Source organism: Salipiger thiooxidans, from assembly GCF_900102075.1.
GTDB lineage: Bacteria > Pseudomonadota > Alphaproteobacteria > Rhodobacterales > Rhodobacteraceae > Salipiger > Salipiger thiooxidans.
Map to the genome: position 1 here is coordinate 71,996 of NZ_FNAV01000017.1, position 15,510 is coordinate 87,505.

A 15,510-nucleotide genomic window follows, 5' to 3' on the forward strand; every position below is an offset into this window, starting at 1 on the left:
GACCTGAGGGGGCTCGATCCCTTCGGTCCCGAATGAAACACCCGGCCGCGATGGCGCGCCGGGTGATGTCTTTTCTTCGATGAGGAAATGCGGGGCCCCTGCCCCTTGGGCTCAGGCGCCGGCGAGCTTCTTCTCGCGGGCCTCGCGCAGCCGGGCGAAATCGTCGCCGGCGTGGTAGCTCGAGCGGGTGAGCGGCGTTGCCGAGACCATCAAGAAGCCCTTGCCGAAGGCCGCCTTCTCGTACGAGGCAAACTCCTCGGGGGTCACGAAACGGTCCACCGCGTGGTGCTTCGACGTCGGCTGCAGATACTGGCCGATGGTCAGGAAATCCACGTCGGCGGCGCGCATGTCGTCCATCACCTGCCGAACGCCCTGCGCATCCTCGCCGAGGCCGACCATGATGCCGGACTTGGTGAAGATCGACGGGTCGATCTCCTTGACCCGCTGCAGCAGCCGCAGCGAGTGGAAGTAGCGCGCGCCGGGCCGCACCGACGGGTAAAGCCCGGGCACGGTTTCAAGGTTGTGGTTGAACACGTCGGGACGCGCCCGCACCACGATCTCGAGCGCCTCGGGGGTGCACTTCAGGAAGTCGGGCGTGAGGATCTCGATGGTGGTGCCGGGCGAGCGGTGACGCACGGCGCGGATGGTCTGGGCGAAATGCTCGGCACCGCCATCCTCGAGGTCGTCGCGGTCGACGCTGGTGATCACGACGTGATTGAGGCCGAGCTTCTGCACCGCGTCGGCGACGCGGCCGGGCTCGAACACGTCGAGCGTGTCCGGACGGCCGGTGGCGATGTTGCAGAACGAGCATCCGCGCGTGCAGATGTCGCCCATGATCATCATCGTCGCGTGGCCCTGGTTCCAGCACTCGCCGGCGTTGGGACAGCCCGCTTCCTCGCAGACCGTGACCAACCGGTGCTCGCGCATGATGCGCTTGGTCTCCTGGTAGCCCTTGCCCGTCGGCGCCTTGACGCGGATCCAGTCGGGTTTCTTGGGCTGCGGATTGTCCTTGCGGTGCGCCTTCTCCGGATGACGCTGGGTCGGGATCTTGATGTCGCGCAACGGTCTTTCCCCGCGAATTTCTTAACACTTGGGATCTAACATATACCACAGCAGGGGGGGTTGCCAGTGCAGCCGGCCGACAGGCAGGCGCGTATCCCAAACCGTAACGAGTTTCCCCCCTGCACCTCTTCCCCCTGCCCGATCTTCAGGCGCCGCAATTCCCGCTGGACGGAGCCCGCGCGCTTGGGTAGATCGAAGGTCAGCGCCGCGCCCCGACCGGGGACGCGGCGCTTGTGCGGGCGTGGCGGAACGGTAGACGCGTCGGATTCAAAATCCGATTTCCGAGAGGAAGTGTGGGTTCGAAACCCACCGCCCGTACCAACTCTTTCTGGATCTCGGCACCGGGCCAATGCCCAGTGATGCAAGCAGGGGTTGCACTATACCCCTGCTCGCCGCTGTGCCCGTTAAGGTGTGGAAGCCAGGCTTGCATGAGGAAACCCGCGGGTTCCGGCGGGCTCCGTCCACCATCCCCGCTGCGGGTCACTTCATGCGGAAGTTGCGTACGTGATCCGGCATCTCGACCCCTTCGAGGTTGCGCGGATCGGGGATCGGCTCACCCACCACCGTGCGCACCGGGATCTCGCCCGCCCAGATCGGCAGCGCATAATCCTCGTCCTCATCGGACGGTCCGCCGGTGCGGACCTTGGCGGCGCCCTCTTCGATCTTCAGCCCCAGCACGGTGGTCGCCTTCAGGTCCTGCGCATGGTCCGGACGCAAGGATCCGTAGCGGCCGGGGAACAGCCCGTCGACGAATCGGGTGAGCTTCAGCAGCTTCTCCTCGGGGTCCTCGACCCTGAACGCCTCGCCGAACAGCATCACCGAGCGCGAGTTGACCGAGTGGTGGAAGCCCGAGCGCGCCAGCACGAAACCGTCGAGGATCGAGACGGTCAGGCAGACCTGCGCGCCCTTGCTCGCCTTCAGCGCCCGGCTGGCAGAGGAGCCGTGCCAGTAGACGTGATCGCCCTCGCGCCATTGCAGCGTCGGCGTCACGTAGGGCGCGCCGTCGATGCTGTAGCCCACGTGGCAGAGCGGCTGCGCGTCGAGGATCGCGTCGATGGTGACGCGGTCGAAATGGCCGCGCGGGTGCGACCGGCGCAGGCGGCTGCGGTCGGTGACCTCGAGCGTGCCGGTCGAGGTTGCGGAGTGCGGCGGGGCGATGGTTTCGCTCATGGATCTGCTCCTGGCTGTTGCGGCTCGAAAGCCTTGCTGAGGCCGGTGTACGCGGATATTGGCATTGGAGATATGGCCAATGATGCGGTTTCCTCCCAGTCCAATCTTGACGCCGCCCTGCTCGGGCTGACGCTCGACCGCGCCGGGGCCGCGCTGCACGAACAGCTCGCGGAGGCGCTGCGGGGGCTGGTGCTGACCGGGCGCTTCGCCGGGGCGCGGCTGCCGCCGAGCCGGGTGCTCGCGGCCGAGCTTTCGGTGTCGCGGATGACGGTGACCACCGCCTATGACCAGCTCGCGGCCGAGGGCTATCTCGCGGCGCGTCGGGGTGCGGGCACCTACGTGGCGGGCGACCTGCCGCATCTCGCGCCGCCCGCCCGGCGCAGACCGGCGCCGCCCGCCCCGCCCGAGGCGCCGCAGCCCTTCCACCCGGGCGTGCCGGACCAGGCGCTGTTCCCGCATCGGGCCTGGGCGCGGCACATCGAACGGGCGTGGCGCGCGCCAGAGCCCGCGCTGCTGGCCCGCGCCGATCCCTTCGGCTGGCATCCGCTGCGCGTTGCCATCGCCGAGCACCTCGCCGCGTGGCGCGCGCTCGATTGCGCGCCCGAGCAGATCCTGGTGACCGGCGGCGCCTGGGATGCCTTCGACGTCATCGCCCACGCGTTGCTGCCGCCCGGTGCCCGGCTCGCCATCGAGGACCCGGGCTGGCCGACGCTGCACGCGCTGCTGCGCCGCCATGGGGTGACGCCGCATCCGCTGCGCATCGACGGTGCCGGGCTCGACCCTGCCGCCCTGCCCGGTGACGCCGCCGGCGCGGTGGTCACGCCCTCGCGCCACTACCCCACCGGCGTCGCCATGCCGCTCGCGCGGCGGCTGCAGGTGCTGCACTGGGCCGAGGCCTCGGGCGCGCTGGTGGTCGAGGACGACTACGACAGCGAGTTCCGCTACCAGGGCCAGCCGCTGCCGTCGCTCGCGGGGCTCGACGGGTTGCGGCGCACGATCTACATGGGCAGCTTCTCGAAGCTGCTGAGCCCGACGCTGCGGATCGGCTATCTCGTGCTGCCCGAGGCGCTGGTGGGGCGCGTACGCGACTACCTCGCGGTGACCGGCGCGCGTGCCTCACTGATGCCGCAGCCGGCGCTGGCGCGGTTCATGGCACAGGGCGAGTTCGCCACCCACCTGCGCCGGATGCGCCGGGTTTATGCAAGGCGGCAATCGGCCCTTCTGGCGGCACTGCCCGGCCCGGAGTGGCTTACCGTCGGCCCGGATCCGTCGGGGATGCACCTTGTCGCGGGGCTCGGGCCCTGGCTGCAGGGACGGGTCAGCGACCGCGCCATCGCCGAGCGCGCCACGGCCCGCGGGCTGGCACCGCGGGCGCTCTCGAGCCACGCCATCCTGCCACATCCGCCGCAGGGGCTGCTGCTGGGCTACGCGGGCTTCGACGAGGACACGCTCGGGCACGCCGGCAGGACACTGGGCGCCCTGCTGGTCTCGGCCCCGCGCGGCTGAGGGCTCAGGCCGCGACGATCTCCTGCCGCTGCTCGCCCAGCCCCTCGACGCGCAGCGCGAGACTGTCGCCCGGGCGCAGGAAGCGCTTGGGCTCCATGCCCAGACCGACGCCCGAGGGCGTGCCGGTCGCAATCAGATCCCCCGGCACCAGCAGCATGAAGTGGCTCATGTAGGAGATGATCTCGGCCACGCTGAAGATCATGTCGCTGGTGTCGCTGTCCTGCACGGTCTTGCCATTCAGGTCGAGCGACAGCCCCAGCGCCTGCGGGTCGGGCACCTCGTCGGCGGTCACCAGCCACGGGCCGCAGGGGCCGTAGCCCGGCGCCGACTTGCCCTTCACCCACTGGCCGCCGCGTTTCATCTGCCACGCGCGCTCGGACAGGTCGTTGACCACGCAGTAGCCCGCGATATGGCTCAGCGCATCGGCCTCGGAGACCTGCCAGCAGGGCTTGCCGATGACCACGCCGAGCTCGACCTCCCAGTCGGATTTCTCGGAGCCCGGCGGCAGGATCACCGCGTCGTTGGGCCCCGACAGCGACGAGGACGCCTTGGTGAACAGGATCGGTTCGCGCGGCGGTTTGCCCCCGGTCTCGGCGGCGTGCTTGGCGTAGTTCAGCCCGATGCAGTGAAAGGTCGGCACCGAGGCGAGACAGGCGCCGATGCGGGCGCCCTCGGGCAGCGCCGGCAGGGTGACGGGATCCAGCGCCCGGATCCGGTCGAGCGCCTCGAGCGAGACGCCCTCGCCCGCGAAATCCGGCACCACGCCGGACAGGTCGCGGATCGTGCCCTCGGCATCCACCAGCGTCGGGCGTTCCTGCCCCTTGGGGCCCACACGCATCAATTTCATCTGTCGTCCTCCAGGTCGGTTGCGCCGTCGATCGCCGCGGCCTCGGATTCGAGCGCTGCGGCGATGTCGTCGGCGAGATTGCTCAGGTGATCCTCCACGGCGCCGGTCACCGCGTCCACGTCGCGGCTGCACAGCGCCCGCAGGATGCTGTCGTGGTTTGCCACCACCCGCGCGCGGTTGCGCTGCAGCCGGCCGCAGAGGTAACGCGCCCGCCACAGCCGCGCGAGATAGGCGCCGTGGGTCTCGGCCAGCGCCGGGTTGTGCGAGGCCTCGGCGATGCGGATGTGGAAGCTCATGTCGAGCTCGAAGGCCTCGATCGGGTCGAGCGCGCTGTAGGAGCCGGCGATGCGTTCGTGCAGCGCGGTCAGAGCTTCGAGCTCGGCGTCCGAGGCGGCGGCGCAGGCCAGCCGCGCCGAGAGCGTCTCGAGCGCCTGCAGCACCGCCACCATGTCGCGCGCCTCTTGGCTGGTGAGATGCGCGACCACCGGACTGCGCGACGGCCGCAGCAGAACCAGCCCGTCCTTGGCGAGAATGCGGATCGCCTCGCGCATCGGGGTGCGGCTCACGCCCATGGCGGCGGCGCTGTCGCGCTCCTTGATCTGCGCCCCGGGCGGCAGCGTGCCGCGCAGGATCGCCCGGCGCAGCTGCGCCGCGATCTGCCCGGCGAGCGGCTCCTGGGGCGTCTCCATCCGGCTCATCCGCGGCCGATGAAGGGCATGGTGGTGGCCATGACGGTGACGAACTGCACGTTGGCCTCGAGCGGCAGTGAGGCCATGTGCAGCACCGTCGAGGCGCAATGCGCCGCGTCCATCACCGCCTCGGGCGCGATGTGGCCGTCGGCCTGCGGCACGCCCCTGGCCATCGGGGCCGCCATCTCGGTCAGGGCGTTGCCGATGTCGATCTGCCCGCAGGCGATGTTGAAGGCGCGGCCGTCGAGGCTCAGCGACCGGGTCAGCCCGGTGATCGCGTGCTTCGAGGTCGTGTAGGGCGCCGAGCCCCAGCGCGGCACATGCGCCGAGATCGAGCCGTTGTTGATGATCCGCCCGCCCTGCGGATCCTGCCGCCGCATCTGGCCAAAGGCCGCGCGGGCGCAGAGGAACATGCCGGTGATGTTGACCGACGAGAGCTGCAGCCAGTCCTCGACCGGGGTCTCGTCGATCATCGCGGCCCTGGTGAAGATGCCCGCGTTGTTGAAGAGCACGTCGAGCCGGCCCCATGCCTCGGCCACCTGCGCGAAGCCCTGCTCGACCTGCGCGGGGTCGGAGACGTCGAAGGGCAGGACCATGGCGCCCGCGTGGTCGCCCGCGGTCTCGCGAAGCGGCGCCTCGCGGCGGCCCACCAGCGCCACGCGCCAGCCCGCCCCGAGAAACGCCTCGGCGGTGACGCGGCCGATGCCGCTGCCCGCGCCGGTGATGACGATGGTTCCTGTCATGCTCCCTCCCCCCGTTGCCGCGATGCACGGCCTGTCGCCGGCGCCCGGGCCAGTTGCTTGCGCCACCATTCCCGGCTGGTATACCGAATGCAAGCCCAAACCCGGAGCCTTCCATGACCGCCTTCGAGGCCCTCGACCACCTTCTCGGCCAACGCTTCTCGACCTCGCTCGCCGCCCGCCGGCAGAACGCCGGAAACGAGGCACATTACCCCGAGGCCCTGCCCGACGCGGTGGCCTGCCCCGAAACCGCGGAGGAGGTCGCCGAGATCATGCGCCATTGCGCGGCCGAGGGGATCCCGGTCACCGCCTTCGGCACCGGCACCTCGCTCGAGGGCCAGCACCTCGCGATGAAGGGCGGGGTCAGCCTTGATTTCTCGCGCATGAACAAGGTGTTGCAGATCAATGCCGAGGACATGAACGTGGTCGTCCAGCCCGGCGTCACCCGCAAGCAGCTGAACGAAGAGCTGCGCGCCTCGGGTCTCTTCTTCCCGCTCGATCCGGGCGCCGACGCCAGCCTCGGCGGCATGGCCGCAACCCGCGCCTCGGGCACCACGGCGGTGCGCTACGGCACCATGCGCGAGAACGTGCTGGCGCTGCAGGCGGTGATGTCGGACGGCAGCCTCATCCGCACCGGCACGGCCGCGCGCAAGTCCTCGGCGGGCTACGACCTCACCCACCTGCTGGTGGGCTCCGAGGGCACGCTGGGGCTGATCACCGAGCTCACACTCAAGCTGCACGGCCTGCCCGAGGCGGTGGCCGCGGCGACCTGCCATTTCGACAGCGTGGCGGCAGCGGTCGACTGCGTGATCCTCACCATCCAGAGCGGCATCCCCATGGCGCGGATCGAGCTGGTGGACGAGATGATGGTCCGCGGCTTCAACCTGCACAGCGGCATCGGCCTGCCCGAGAAGCCACATCTCTTCCTCGAGTTCCACGGCGGCCCCGGCGCGGTGCGCGAACAGGTGGCGATGTTCCGCGAGATCGCCGAGGACGCGGGCGCCGGAGGCTGGAAGGATGCCGAGACCACCGAGGAGCGCAGCGCGCTCTGGTCGCTGCGACACGGCGCCCTTCCCGCCATCGGCGCGCTCGACCCGCGTCCCGGGCGCAAGACCTATTCGACCGACGTCTGCGTGCCGATCTCGCGGTTGGCCGAGGCGGTCTCGGTCGCGCAGGCCGAGGCCCGGGCGCGCGGCATCCTCGCCACCATCGTGGGCCACGTGGGTGATGGCAACTTCCACTGCGGCATGCGCTTCGATCCCGCCGCCCCGGCCGAGGTCGAGGCGGTGCTTGCGTTTTCCGGCGTGCTGGCGGAAACGGCGCTGCGGCTTGGCGGCACCGTGAGCGGCGAACACGGCATCGGCCTTGGCAAGCAGAAGTACATGGCGGCGGAACATGGCGCAGCACTCGACTGGATGCGGCGGGTGAAGACAGCGTTCGATCCGCAGGCTATCCTCAACCCCGGCAAGCTGTTGCCGGCGAACGACTGATCAGTTTGGAGAAGGCAATGGCGCAGTTTCTGGCCCTTGGCGAATGCATGGTGGAACTCTCCGGGGCTGGCGAAGGGCTGTTCCGGCGCGGCTTCGCGGGCGACACGTTCAACACCGCGTGGTACGCGCGGCGCCTGCTGCCGGCGGACTGGTCGGTGGGCTACGCCACCTGCGTCGGCAAGGACGCGATCAGCGACGAGATGCTGGCGTTCATGGAAGGCGAAGGCGTCGACACCGCGCCGGTGCGGCGGCTCGATGACGCGACGGTGGGGCTCTACATGATCTCGCTGAACGCCGCGGGAGAGCGCAGCTTCTCGTACTGGCGCGGCCAGTCGGCGGCCAAGCGCATGGCCGAGGACCTGAAGTGGCTCGACAGCGCGCTCAAGGGCCGCGACATGATCCACTTCTCGGCGATCACGCTGGCGATCCTGCCGCCGAAAAGCCGCGAGTTCTTCTGCGGCGCGCTGGCCCGGGCCCGCAGCAAGGGCGCCATCGTCTCGTTCGACACCAACCTGCGCCCGGCGCTCTGGGAGAGCGTCGAGGCGATGAAGGCAGGCCTGATGATGGGCGCGCGCACCGCCGACATCGTGCTGCCGTCCTTCGACGAGGAAGAGACGCTTTTCGGCGACACCTCGCCGGCGCAGACGCTCGAGCGCTACCGCGGCCAGGGCGCCGACATGGTGGCGGTCAAGCAGGGCGGCGGCGACCTCGTGCTCTGGCAGAAGGACAGCGGCGATCTCGTGGTCCCCGCCCGCCCGGTCGAGACCGTAGTGGACAGCACCGCCGCGGGCGACAGCTTTGCCGCGGGCCTGCTGGCCGGGCTCGCGATGGGCCAGTCGCTGCGCGATGCCGCCGAGCAGGCCATGGGGCTTGCCTCGCGGGTGATCCAGTCGCGCGGCGCGCTGGTGCCCGAGGCCGCCATCCCGGCCTGACCGGTTTCTGTCTCTGATATGACAAACGGCTGAGCCGAGCGCCCGGCTCAGCCTTGCAGGCGCCCCGACGCGAGGGCGGCGCGAAGTCCCGGGAGCCAGCCAAGACCGGCACTGGTGTCCGCGCCCCGCGGCCGGTACTCGGCCCCCACCGCGCCCGCGTAGCCTGCCTGGGCAAACCCCCTCAGAAGCCGTTCGTAGCAGAGCTCGCCGCCGTCCGGTTCGCCCCGGTCGGGCACGGCGGCGATCTGCACGTGGCCGATGTCTGGCAGGTGATCGGCGAAGCGCCGGGTCAGGTCTCCCTGCATGATCTGCAGGTGATAGCAATCGAAGAGAATCTTCAGATTGTCGCGACCGACGGCGGCGAGGGTCTCGGCGGCCGCTTCGATCAGCGAGAGATGGTAGCCCGGCGCGTCGCGGCTGTTGATGGGCTCGATCAGGACCGACATGCCCTCTGCCGCCGCGAGATCGCAGGCAAGGCCAAGCGTGGCGCGGAAGCACTGCTCGGCCCCGGGCGCGCCCTGCGAGCGGCCCGCCATCACGTGCACCGCGCCCGCGCCGATCGCGGCGCCGTAGCTCACCGCCTGCCGCACCGCCGCCTGCGCCTCGGCCTCGCGCCCGGGCAGGGCGGCGAGGCCGAACTCGCCCGCGGCGATGTCGCCGGGCACGGTGTTGAGCGAGACCATGCGCAGGCCGGTCTCGTGCAGGGCATCGCGCAGGGCGGCGGCCGGGGTGTCATAGGGGAAGTGACACTCCACCGCATCGAAACCGTCGGCCTTCGCGGCCCGGATGCGGTCGGGAAGTGGCAGCTCGGTGTAGAGAAACCCGAGATTGGCGGAGATCTGCATCATCTGGCCCCGTGCCCGTGGAACGGTCGGAGACGAGGGGCTCTGCCCCTCGCGCTCCCCGGGATATTTGAGGCCAAAGGAAGGTGCGGGTCCAGCCTCAGGTGTTGAAGAGGAAGTGGAGGACGTCGCCGTCCTTGACCGTATAGGTCTTGCCCTCGGCGCGCATCTTGCCCGCTTCCTTGGCCCCCGCCTCGCCCTTGTTGGCGACGAAATCCTCGTAGGCGATGGTCTCGGCGCGGATGAAGCCCTTCTCGAAATCGCCGTGGATCACCCCCGCCGCCTGCGGCGCCAGCGTGCCCTTGCGGATCGTCCAGGCGCGCGCCTCCTTGGGGCCGACGGTGAAGTAGGTCTCGAGGTGCAGCAGCTCGTAGCCGGCGCGGATCAGACGGTCGAGACCGGCCTCCTCGAGCCCGAGCTCGGAGAGGAACATCTCGGCCTCCTCGGCGTCGAGCTGGCTGATCTCTTCCTCGATCTTGGCCGAGATCACCACGTGGGCGTTGCCCTGCTCGGCGGCCATCCTGGCGACCGCCTCGGAGAGCGCGTTGCCGGTGGCGGCCTCGTCCTCGTCGACGTTGCAGACGTAGAGCACGGGCTTCGAGGTCAGCAGCTGCAGCATCTTCCACTGCTTGAGGTCCTCGGCATCAACCTCGACGAGGCGTGCGGGCTTGCCCTGCTCGAGCATCTCGAGCGCGGCCTTCATCAGGCGCTCCTGCTGCACCGCCTCCTTGTCGCCGCCCCGCACCTTGCGCACGATGTTCTGCAGGCGCTTCTCGAGGCTCTCCATGTCGGCGATGATGAGCTCGGTCTCGATGGTCTCGGCGTCCGACACCGGGTCGACGCGGCCGTCGACGTGAGTGACGTCGTCATCCTCGAAGCAGCGCAGCACGTGGGCGATGGCGTCGGTCTCGCGAATGTTGGCGAGGAACTGGTTGCCGAGGCCCTCGCCCTTGGAGGCGCCCTTCACCAGCCCCGCGATGTCCACGAAGGTCATGCGCGTCGGGATGATGCTCTGCGACTTGGCGATGGACGCCAGCGTGTCGAGCCGCGCGTCCGGCACCGCCACCTCGCCCACGTTGGGCTCGATGGTGCAGAACGGGAAGTTGGCCGCCTGCGCCGCGGCGGTCTTCGTCAGCGCGTTGAAGAGGGTCGACTTGCCGACGTTCGGCAGACCCACGATCCCCATGCGAAATCCCATGTCCCGCTCCTCTGGCTAGGGTTTGGCGCCTTCCAAGGCATTTTCCGAGACGCTTTATGCGGCACGGCGCGCGAGCGCAAGGACCCGCCTCCGGTCGAGGTCGGGACCCGAACGCCGCGGCGGCAGGATCAGGCGCGCCCGAAGGCGGGCATCGCCTGTCCCCAGAACCGGTGCAGCAGCAGCACCGCGGCGGTGCCGAGGCCGATCACCAGACCGAACCAGACGCCGGTGACGCCGAAGCCCGCCACGAAGCCAAGCACGTAGGCCGAGGGCAGCCCAAGGCCCCAGTAGGCGATGGTGGCGATCTTCATCGGGCCGCGGGTGTCCTGCAGGCCGCGCAGCAGCCCCAGCGCTACCACCTGCAGCGCGTCGACCAGCTGGAAGATCGCGGCGACCTTCAGCAGCGACACGCCGATGGCGATGATCTGGTCGCGCTCGGGGTCGTCGGGCGACAGGAAGAGGCCGATCAGGTGCTCGGGGATGGTGAGGAAGGCGGTGATGGTGAACATCGCCGCGATCACCGACATCAGGAAGACCGTGTGCGCATCGCGCAGCAGGAACCCCGCCTTGCGCCGGCCGCGGGCCTGCCCCGCGCGCACCGTCGCCACGTTGGCAAGTCCGAGGTGGACCATGAAGGTGGCGGCCGAGAGCTGCAGCGCGATGCCATGGGCGGCGAGCGGCGCGGCGCCGATCCAGCCGATCAGAATGGCGGTCGCGGCGAAGAGCGCGACCTCGGCCAGCGTCGTCAGCCCGATGGGCCAGCCAAGCGCGAAGACCTCACGCAGCATCTCGGTGTCGGGCTTCCAGAAGCGCTGCCAGAGCGTGTACTGGGGCAGGCTGAGGCGGGCGTAGGCGATCACCCCCGCCAGCGACACGCCGTGCGAGACCAGCGACGCGATGGCCGCGCCGCGGATGCCGAGCTCGGGTGCGCCCCAGTTGCCGAAGATCAGCGCGTAGTTGGCGAAACCGTTGGCGACGGCGGCAAAGACGGTGATCCAGAACACCACGCGGGTGTGCTCGAGCGCCGCGAGGAAGCTCTTGAAGACCATGACGCCGAGCGCCGGCAGCAGCCCCCAGCCCGCGACCCGCAGGTAGACCTGCGCGTCCAGCGCCACGCTGCGCTCCTGCCCGAGCAGGCCCAGGATCGGCGCCGAGAACCAGAGCAGCGGCATGACGCAGGCGAAGAAGCCGATCGAGAGCCACAGCCCCATGCGGGTGGCGCGGCGGATCTGGGTGTGGTCGCCCCTGGAATCGTACTCGGCGACCATCGGCATGACGGCCCACGCAAAGCCCGACCCGAACAGGAAGAACACCGAGAACACTGTCGAGGCCAGCGTCAGTGCCGCCAGTTCGTCGACCCCGTAGCGCCCGATCATTGCCGTGTCGGTAAAGCTGATGGCAAGCTGCGCCAGATGGCCTCCGATCAGCGGAAGGCCAAGGAACAGGATCGCGCGGGCATGCCGGCGGTATGGGAGCGTCTCGTTCATGTCGGGGCTCTAGCGGGGGTCAAAGTTCGCGACAAGCCCAAGAATTAGGCAGCGGCGAAGCCACCCGCCTTACGCGATAAATCTGACACTGTGAAGCCCCTTTGCGTGTGTCCCACGCGTCATTCTCTTACCCGCCCGCGTTGCGGCGGGTTGCGGGATCAGAGCGCGCGCAGCACGAACTGCGTGGCGAGGATGGCGATCACCGCGCCGGCGGTGGCCTCGATGCCCCCCGTCACGCGCAGCGCCTGCGGGCCGGTGGCGAAGCGCGCCAGCGTGCCTTCGCGGAAGGTGACCGAGGCCAGCGCCACCGCCAGCGTAACCGAGGCAGTACCGAGCCCCATGGCGAAGGCGCCGGAGATGCCGGCGGTGTCGAGCCCCATGCGCCATGTCAGGATCAGCAGGAACACCGCGCCGGTGCAGGGGCGGATGGCAATGGCGCCGATCAGCAGCAGCGCATCGCGCAGCCCCTCGACCCGCTCGACCTGCTCGGGCGTCGGCCCATGGGCGTGGCCGCAGGTGGCGCAGGTGCCGTCGTGATCGTGATGGTGGTGATCGTGGTGGTCGTGATGCTCCGCGCCCTGCCCCGGCCAGAGCTTGCGCAGTCCGCGCAGCAGCAGCCAGACGCCGATGGCCCCGATGGCCGCGTAGCTCGCCGGTTCGAACCAGCGGTCCGCCGCGTCGGTAAGCTGCTCGCGCCCCCAGCCAAGCGCGAAGACGCCGCCGTAGACCAGCAGCACTGCGGCCGCAGATTGCGCGAGGCTCGAGACCAGCGCCAGCCCCGAGAGCCGCAGCAGCGGCACCCGGCGCCCGACGCCGTAGCCTCCGATCAAGAGCTTGCCGTGCCCCGGGCCCGCGGCGTGGAAGAACCCGTAGGCAAAGCAGAGCGCCAGCAGCCCGAGAAGCGCCCCGGGCTCGCCGCTGCGCAGCCCGCGCAGCGCGCCGGCCATCGCGACCTGCGCCTCGCGCTGGCCCTCGACCGCGGCGCGCGCCAGCACGTCGGCGCCGCCGAAGCCCCAGAGCCAGATCGCCAGCACCGCCACGAGGGCGGCGCCGGTCAGGAGTACGGTTCGCATGTCAGCATGATCCGGTCGGCGTAGTGGATGCCCACCTCGAGCACCTCGAACTGGTCCTCTGGCACGCGCATCAGCTCGGCCTGCACTGCGGCCTCGGCGGCGTCGAGGTCGGCAGCGACGATCTCGGCGCGGCAGGGCGCGGGCACCGTGATCTCCGGGTCGAGGGTGTAGGCCACGTAGTAGCTCGGGTCGTATTGCAGGATCTCGAGCCCGTCGGCGGCGACCGGCTCCAGCGGCCGGAAATGCGCGGAGAGGATGCGCCCGTCCTCGACCGTCACACCGCGCGGCTCGGGCGTGCCGGGCGCCAGCTTGCGGCCGTCGTCGTAGAGATAGATGTCACCCTCGAAATCCTCGGGCCAGTTGTCGAGCTCGAAGCCCTGCAGGATGGCAAGCTCGTCCTCGGTCAGCACGCCGTCGCCGTCGGGATCGAGGCCCATGTCCTCGAGCAGCATGAGGGTGAAGAACTCGTCATAGGCCCAGTGCAGCTCGATCCCGGTCACGCGCTGGTTTTCGTCGAGCACCACCCGCAGCGTCGTGTCGACGAAGACATGCGGGTGCGCGACGGCCTGCGCGGCGGGCAAGAGAGACAGAAGGCAGGCAAGCAGACGTTTCATGAGACGCAACTATCCACGGGGCCCGTGCGTTGACAAGTCCGTGGGGAGACGCCCGTGCAGGATCGTGCTAGCGTCCCCCTGTTTTGTTTTGAGTCATATTGGAGATGCGCGATGCCCGCGCAAATAGAACTTTGCAACTTCGCGCCACAAGTGCGCAATTTTATGGAAGAACTTGCACGCAACAACGACCGGGAATGGTTCCGTGCCCAGAAGGCGCGCTACGATTCAGAGGTGAAGCGGCCGGCCGAGCGCCTGCTGCTGAGCGTGACGAGGTGGCTGGAATCCGCCAATGGCCTGCCGGTCCGGAGCAAGCTCTTCCGTCCCCATCGCGATGTCCGCTTCTCGCAGGACAAGACGCCCTATTACACCCACCTGCACGCCGCATGGTCGGTGCCCGACGGGCGCGCCTGGTATTTCGGCCTGTCGCCGGACTATGCCACCGCGGGTTGCGGCGTCATGGCCTTTGACGAGGCACAGCTGCTGCGCTGGCGGCGGGCGGTGGACGGCCCCGCCGGCGCCCGCCTCGAGGCGCTGGTGGCCGAGACCGGGGTGCGGATGAACGCGCCCGATCTCGCCGAGGTGCCCGAGCCCTACCCGCCGGACCACCCGCGCGCGGCGCTCCTGCAGCGCAGCGGCTGCGTGCTCTGGCTCGACGACCTCTTCGACGCGCTGAGCCCCGACCCGGGCGTCGGGCTCACCGCCGCATTCGGGCGGCTGCAGCCGCTGCAGGACTGGCTCGGCGACCACCTCTGACTGCAAGGCGCCCTGCGGGACGGGCTCAGCTCGTCCCGTGGCGGATGCCCGGGTGCAGCGCGGTGCCGAGGATATGGTCCGAGCGATGGATCACGTGCGCCGCGCCGCCGACGATCAGCGGATCGGGCGGGGTGACGATCTTCCGGTCCTTGTCAGGGTAGTCGATCATCGTCAGGAAGTGGCGCATGCAGTTCAGCCGTGCGCGCTTCTTGTCGTCGGACTTCACCACGACCCAGGGCGAATCCGCGGTGTCGGTGTAGAAGAACATGGCCTCCTTGGCCTCGGTGTAATCGTCCCACTTGTCGAGGCTGGCCTTGTCGATGGGCGACAGCTTCCACTGTTTCAAAGGATCGGTCTCGCGGCTCTTGAAGCGGCGGCGCTGCTCCTCCTGCGTGACCGAGAACCAGTACTTGAAGAGCCTGAGCCCCGAGCGCACCAGCATTCGCTCGAGATCGGGGGTCTGGCGCATGAATTCCAGGTAGTCGTTTGGCGCGCAGAACCCCATGACGCGCTCGACCCCGGCGCGGTTGTACCAGGAGCGGTCGTAGAGCACGATTTCACCGGCGGTGGGCAGGTGCTCGATATAGCGCTGGAAGTACCACTGGCCACGCTCCACGTCCGACGGCTTGTTCAGCGCCACGACCCGGGCATGGCGCGGGTTGAGATGCTCGGTGAAGCGCTTGATGGTGCCGCCCTTGCCGGCGGCGTCGCGGCCCTCGAAAAGCAGCACGAAGCGCTGCCCGGTCTCCTGAATCCAGAGCTGCGCCTTCAGCAGCTCCGCCTGCAGCTGCGCCTTCTGCCGTTCGTAGCTTCGGCGCGAGAGCTTGCTGTCGTAGGGATAGGCGCCGGTCTCGAAGGCGTAACGGATCTCGTCCGGGGTCGGCGCGGCGCGGCGCCCGGCCTGCCCGCCGGGGCGCGGCGCCTCCGGCCCGCTGTCCGGCGCCGGGTCGGTGCCGGGCGACGGGAGGTCCTCGGGAAGCCCGTCGGGGGGCGGCGTGTCGGTCATGCTGGGCCTTTCCTTCCGGGGCGCATCGGCCCCCTCCCGCCCAGCCTGTAAGGCCGCCACGACGCTGTCAACAAAGCGTCTGCCCGGGTGCCCGGAGGCAT

At 69.7% G+C, this 15,510-nt stretch carries 15 protein-coding genes and 1 tRNA gene; 5 read left to right on the top strand and 11 right to left on the bottom strand.

Features of this window, described 5'->3' with window-relative positions; translation table 11 throughout:
• Nucleotides 1-111 precede the first annotated feature (111 nt).
• Complete coding sequence (lipA, locus tag BLQ77_RS22160; RefSeq protein ID WP_008884635.1) at nt 112-1,062, bottom strand: lipoyl synthase; 951 nt, start codon at nt 1,060-1,062, stop codon at nt 112-114.
• Nucleotides 1,063-1,297: 235 nt separating this feature from the next.
• Between lipA and BLQ77_RS22165 the strand changes: the two genes are divergently transcribed.
• A tRNA-Leu gene (locus BLQ77_RS22165) sits at nt 1,298-1,383 on the top strand.
• Between the two features lie 159 nt (nt 1,384-1,542).
• Here BLQ77_RS22165 and BLQ77_RS22170 read toward each other — a convergent pair.
• Nucleotides 1,543-2,232: a pyridoxamine 5'-phosphate oxidase family protein gene (locus BLQ77_RS22170; RefSeq protein WP_008884021.1), complete on the bottom strand. Its 690-nt coding sequence runs from the start codon at nt 2,230-2,232 to the stop codon at nt 1,543-1,545.
• Nucleotides 2,233-2,304: 72 nt separating this feature from the next.
• Here BLQ77_RS22170 and pdxR point away from each other — a divergent pair, with 72 nt between their 5' ends.
• Complete coding sequence (gene pdxR / locus BLQ77_RS22175; RefSeq protein ID WP_089962929.1) at nt 2,305-3,738, top strand: MocR-like pyridoxine biosynthesis transcription factor PdxR; 1,434 nt, start codon at nt 2,305-2,307, stop codon at nt 3,736-3,738.
• A gap of 4 nt (nt 3,739-3,742) precedes the next feature.
• Here the strand turns inward: pdxR and BLQ77_RS22180 are convergent, their stop codons facing one another.
• Genes BLQ77_RS22180 through BLQ77_RS22190 form a run of 3 tightly spaced genes read right to left on the bottom strand, consistent with a single transcriptional unit; the run spans nt 3,743 to nt 6,017 of the window.
• On the bottom strand, nt 3,743-4,585 hold the full coding sequence (locus BLQ77_RS22180) for a fumarylacetoacetate hydrolase family protein (protein WP_089962931.1): 843 nt from the start codon (nt 4,583-4,585) through the stop codon (nt 3,743-3,745).
• Nucleotides 4,582-5,274: a GntR family transcriptional regulator gene (locus BLQ77_RS22185; protein ID WP_008886089.1), complete on the bottom strand. Its 693-nt coding sequence runs from the start codon at nt 5,272-5,274 to the stop codon at nt 4,582-4,584. The genes BLQ77_RS22180 and BLQ77_RS22185 overlap by 4 nt, the downstream gene beginning before the upstream one ends.
• A 5-nt stretch (nt 5,275-5,279) precedes the next feature.
• Complete coding sequence (locus BLQ77_RS22190; protein ID WP_089962933.1) at nt 5,280-6,017, bottom strand: SDR family oxidoreductase; 738 nt, start codon at nt 6,015-6,017, stop codon at nt 5,280-5,282.
• Nucleotides 6,018-6,130: 113 nt separating this feature from the next.
• Here BLQ77_RS22190 and BLQ77_RS22195 point away from each other — a divergent pair, with 113 nt between their 5' ends.
• Together BLQ77_RS22195 and BLQ77_RS22200 are read left to right on the top strand one after the other, a co-directional pair.
• Nucleotides 6,131-7,504: an FAD-binding oxidoreductase gene (locus BLQ77_RS22195; protein WP_089962934.1), complete on the top strand. Its 1,374-nt coding sequence runs from the start codon at nt 6,131-6,133 to the stop codon at nt 7,502-7,504.
• Nucleotides 7,505-7,521: 17 nt separating this feature from the next.
• On the top strand, nt 7,522-8,436 hold the full coding sequence (locus tag BLQ77_RS22200; RefSeq protein ID WP_089962936.1) for a sugar kinase: 915 nt from the start codon (nt 7,522-7,524) through the stop codon (nt 8,434-8,436).
• 47 nt (nt 8,437-8,483) lie between these two features.
• Here BLQ77_RS22200 and BLQ77_RS22205 read toward each other — a convergent pair whose 3' ends face one another.
• The 5 genes from BLQ77_RS22205 to BLQ77_RS22225 form a co-directional block, all read right to left on the bottom strand.
• Entirely contained in the window at nt 8,484-9,281 is a 798-nt protein-coding gene (locus BLQ77_RS22205; protein ID WP_165617178.1) for a hydroxypyruvate isomerase family protein, read from the bottom strand.
• Between the two features lie 97 nt (nt 9,282-9,378).
• Nucleotides 9,379-10,476, bottom strand: coding sequence for a redox-regulated ATPase YchF (ychF, locus tag BLQ77_RS22210; protein WP_008884728.1), 1,098 nt, complete (start codon nt 10,474-10,476; stop codon nt 9,379-9,381).
• 128 nt (nt 10,477-10,604) lie between these two features.
• Nucleotides 10,605-11,963, bottom strand: coding sequence for an MATE family efflux transporter (locus tag BLQ77_RS22215; protein WP_089962939.1), 1,359 nt, complete (start codon nt 11,961-11,963; stop codon nt 10,605-10,607).
• A gap of 158 nt (nt 11,964-12,121) precedes the next feature.
• Complete coding sequence (locus BLQ77_RS22220; protein WP_089962941.1) at nt 12,122-13,036, bottom strand: nickel/cobalt transporter; 915 nt, start codon at nt 13,034-13,036, stop codon at nt 12,122-12,124.
• On the bottom strand, nt 13,018-13,650 hold the full coding sequence (locus tag BLQ77_RS22225) for a DUF1007 family protein (RefSeq protein WP_089962990.1): 633 nt from the start codon (nt 13,648-13,650) through the stop codon (nt 13,018-13,020). The genes BLQ77_RS22220 and BLQ77_RS22225 overlap by 19 nt, the downstream gene beginning before the upstream one ends.
• Nucleotides 13,651-13,761: 111 nt before the next feature.
• Here BLQ77_RS22225 and BLQ77_RS22230 point away from each other — a divergent pair, with 111 nt between their 5' ends.
• Nucleotides 13,762-14,403: a TIGR02453 family protein gene (locus BLQ77_RS22230; RefSeq protein WP_089962943.1), complete on the top strand. Its 642-nt coding sequence runs from the start codon at nt 13,762-13,764 to the stop codon at nt 14,401-14,403.
• Between the two features lie 25 nt (nt 14,404-14,428).
• On the opposite strand, the gene ppk2 is transcribed toward BLQ77_RS22230, so the two are convergent.
• Nucleotides 14,429-15,409 (bottom strand): polyphosphate kinase 2, encoded by a 981-nt coding sequence (ppk2, locus tag BLQ77_RS22235; protein ID WP_089962945.1) that lies wholly within the window; start codon nt 15,407-15,409, stop codon nt 14,429-14,431.
• Nucleotides 15,410-15,510 lie beyond the last annotated feature (101 nt).

Excerpts from the sequence above, each read along its gene's own strand:
- BLQ77_RS22190 (WP_089962933.1), bottom strand. The coding sequence starts at position 6,017 with ATGACAGGAACCATCGTCATCACCGGCGCGGGCAGCGGCATCGGCCGC.
- BLQ77_RS22200 (WP_089962936.1), top strand. The coding sequence starts at position 7,522 with ATGGCGCAGTTTCTGGCCCTTGGCGAATGCATGGTGGAACTCTCCGGG.
- BLQ77_RS22195 (WP_089962934.1), top strand. The coding sequence starts at position 6,131 with ATGACCGCCTTCGAGGCCCTCGACCACCTTCTCGGCCAACGCTTCTCG.
- ppk2 (WP_089962945.1), bottom strand. The coding sequence starts at position 15,409 with ATGACCGACACGCCGCCCCCCGACGGGCTTCCCGAGGACCTCCCGTCG.
- BLQ77_RS22180 (WP_089962931.1), bottom strand. The coding sequence starts at position 4,585 with ATGAAATTGATGCGTGTGGGCCCCAAGGGGCAGGAACGCCCGACGCTG.
- BLQ77_RS22185 (WP_008886089.1), bottom strand. The coding sequence starts at position 5,274 with ATGGAGACGCCCCAGGAGCCGCTCGCCGGGCAGATCGCGGCGCAGCTG.
- BLQ77_RS22230 (WP_089962943.1), top strand. The coding sequence starts at position 13,762 with ATGCCCGCGCAAATAGAACTTTGCAACTTCGCGCCACAAGTGCGCAAT.
- ychF (WP_008884728.1), bottom strand. The coding sequence starts at position 10,476 with ATGGGATTTCGCATGGGGATCGTGGGTCTGCCGAACGTCGGCAAGTCG.
- BLQ77_RS22215 (WP_089962939.1), bottom strand. The coding sequence starts at position 11,963 with ATGAACGAGACGCTCCCATACCGCCGGCATGCCCGCGCGATCCTGTTC.
- pdxR (WP_089962929.1), top strand. The coding sequence starts at position 2,305 with ATGGCCAATGATGCGGTTTCCTCCCAGTCCAATCTTGACGCCGCCCTG.
- BLQ77_RS22170 (WP_008884021.1), bottom strand. The coding sequence starts at position 2,232 with ATGAGCGAAACCATCGCCCCGCCGCACTCCGCAACCTCGACCGGCACG.
- BLQ77_RS22205 (WP_165617178.1), bottom strand. The coding sequence starts at position 9,281 with ATGCAGATCTCCGCCAATCTCGGGTTTCTCTACACCGAGCTGCCACTT.
- BLQ77_RS22220 (WP_089962941.1), bottom strand. The coding sequence starts at position 13,036 with ATGCGAACCGTACTCCTGACCGGCGCCGCCCTCGTGGCGGTGCTGGCG.
- BLQ77_RS22225 (WP_089962990.1), bottom strand. The coding sequence starts at position 13,650 with ATGAAACGTCTGCTTGCCTGCCTTCTGTCTCTCTTGCCCGCCGCGCAG.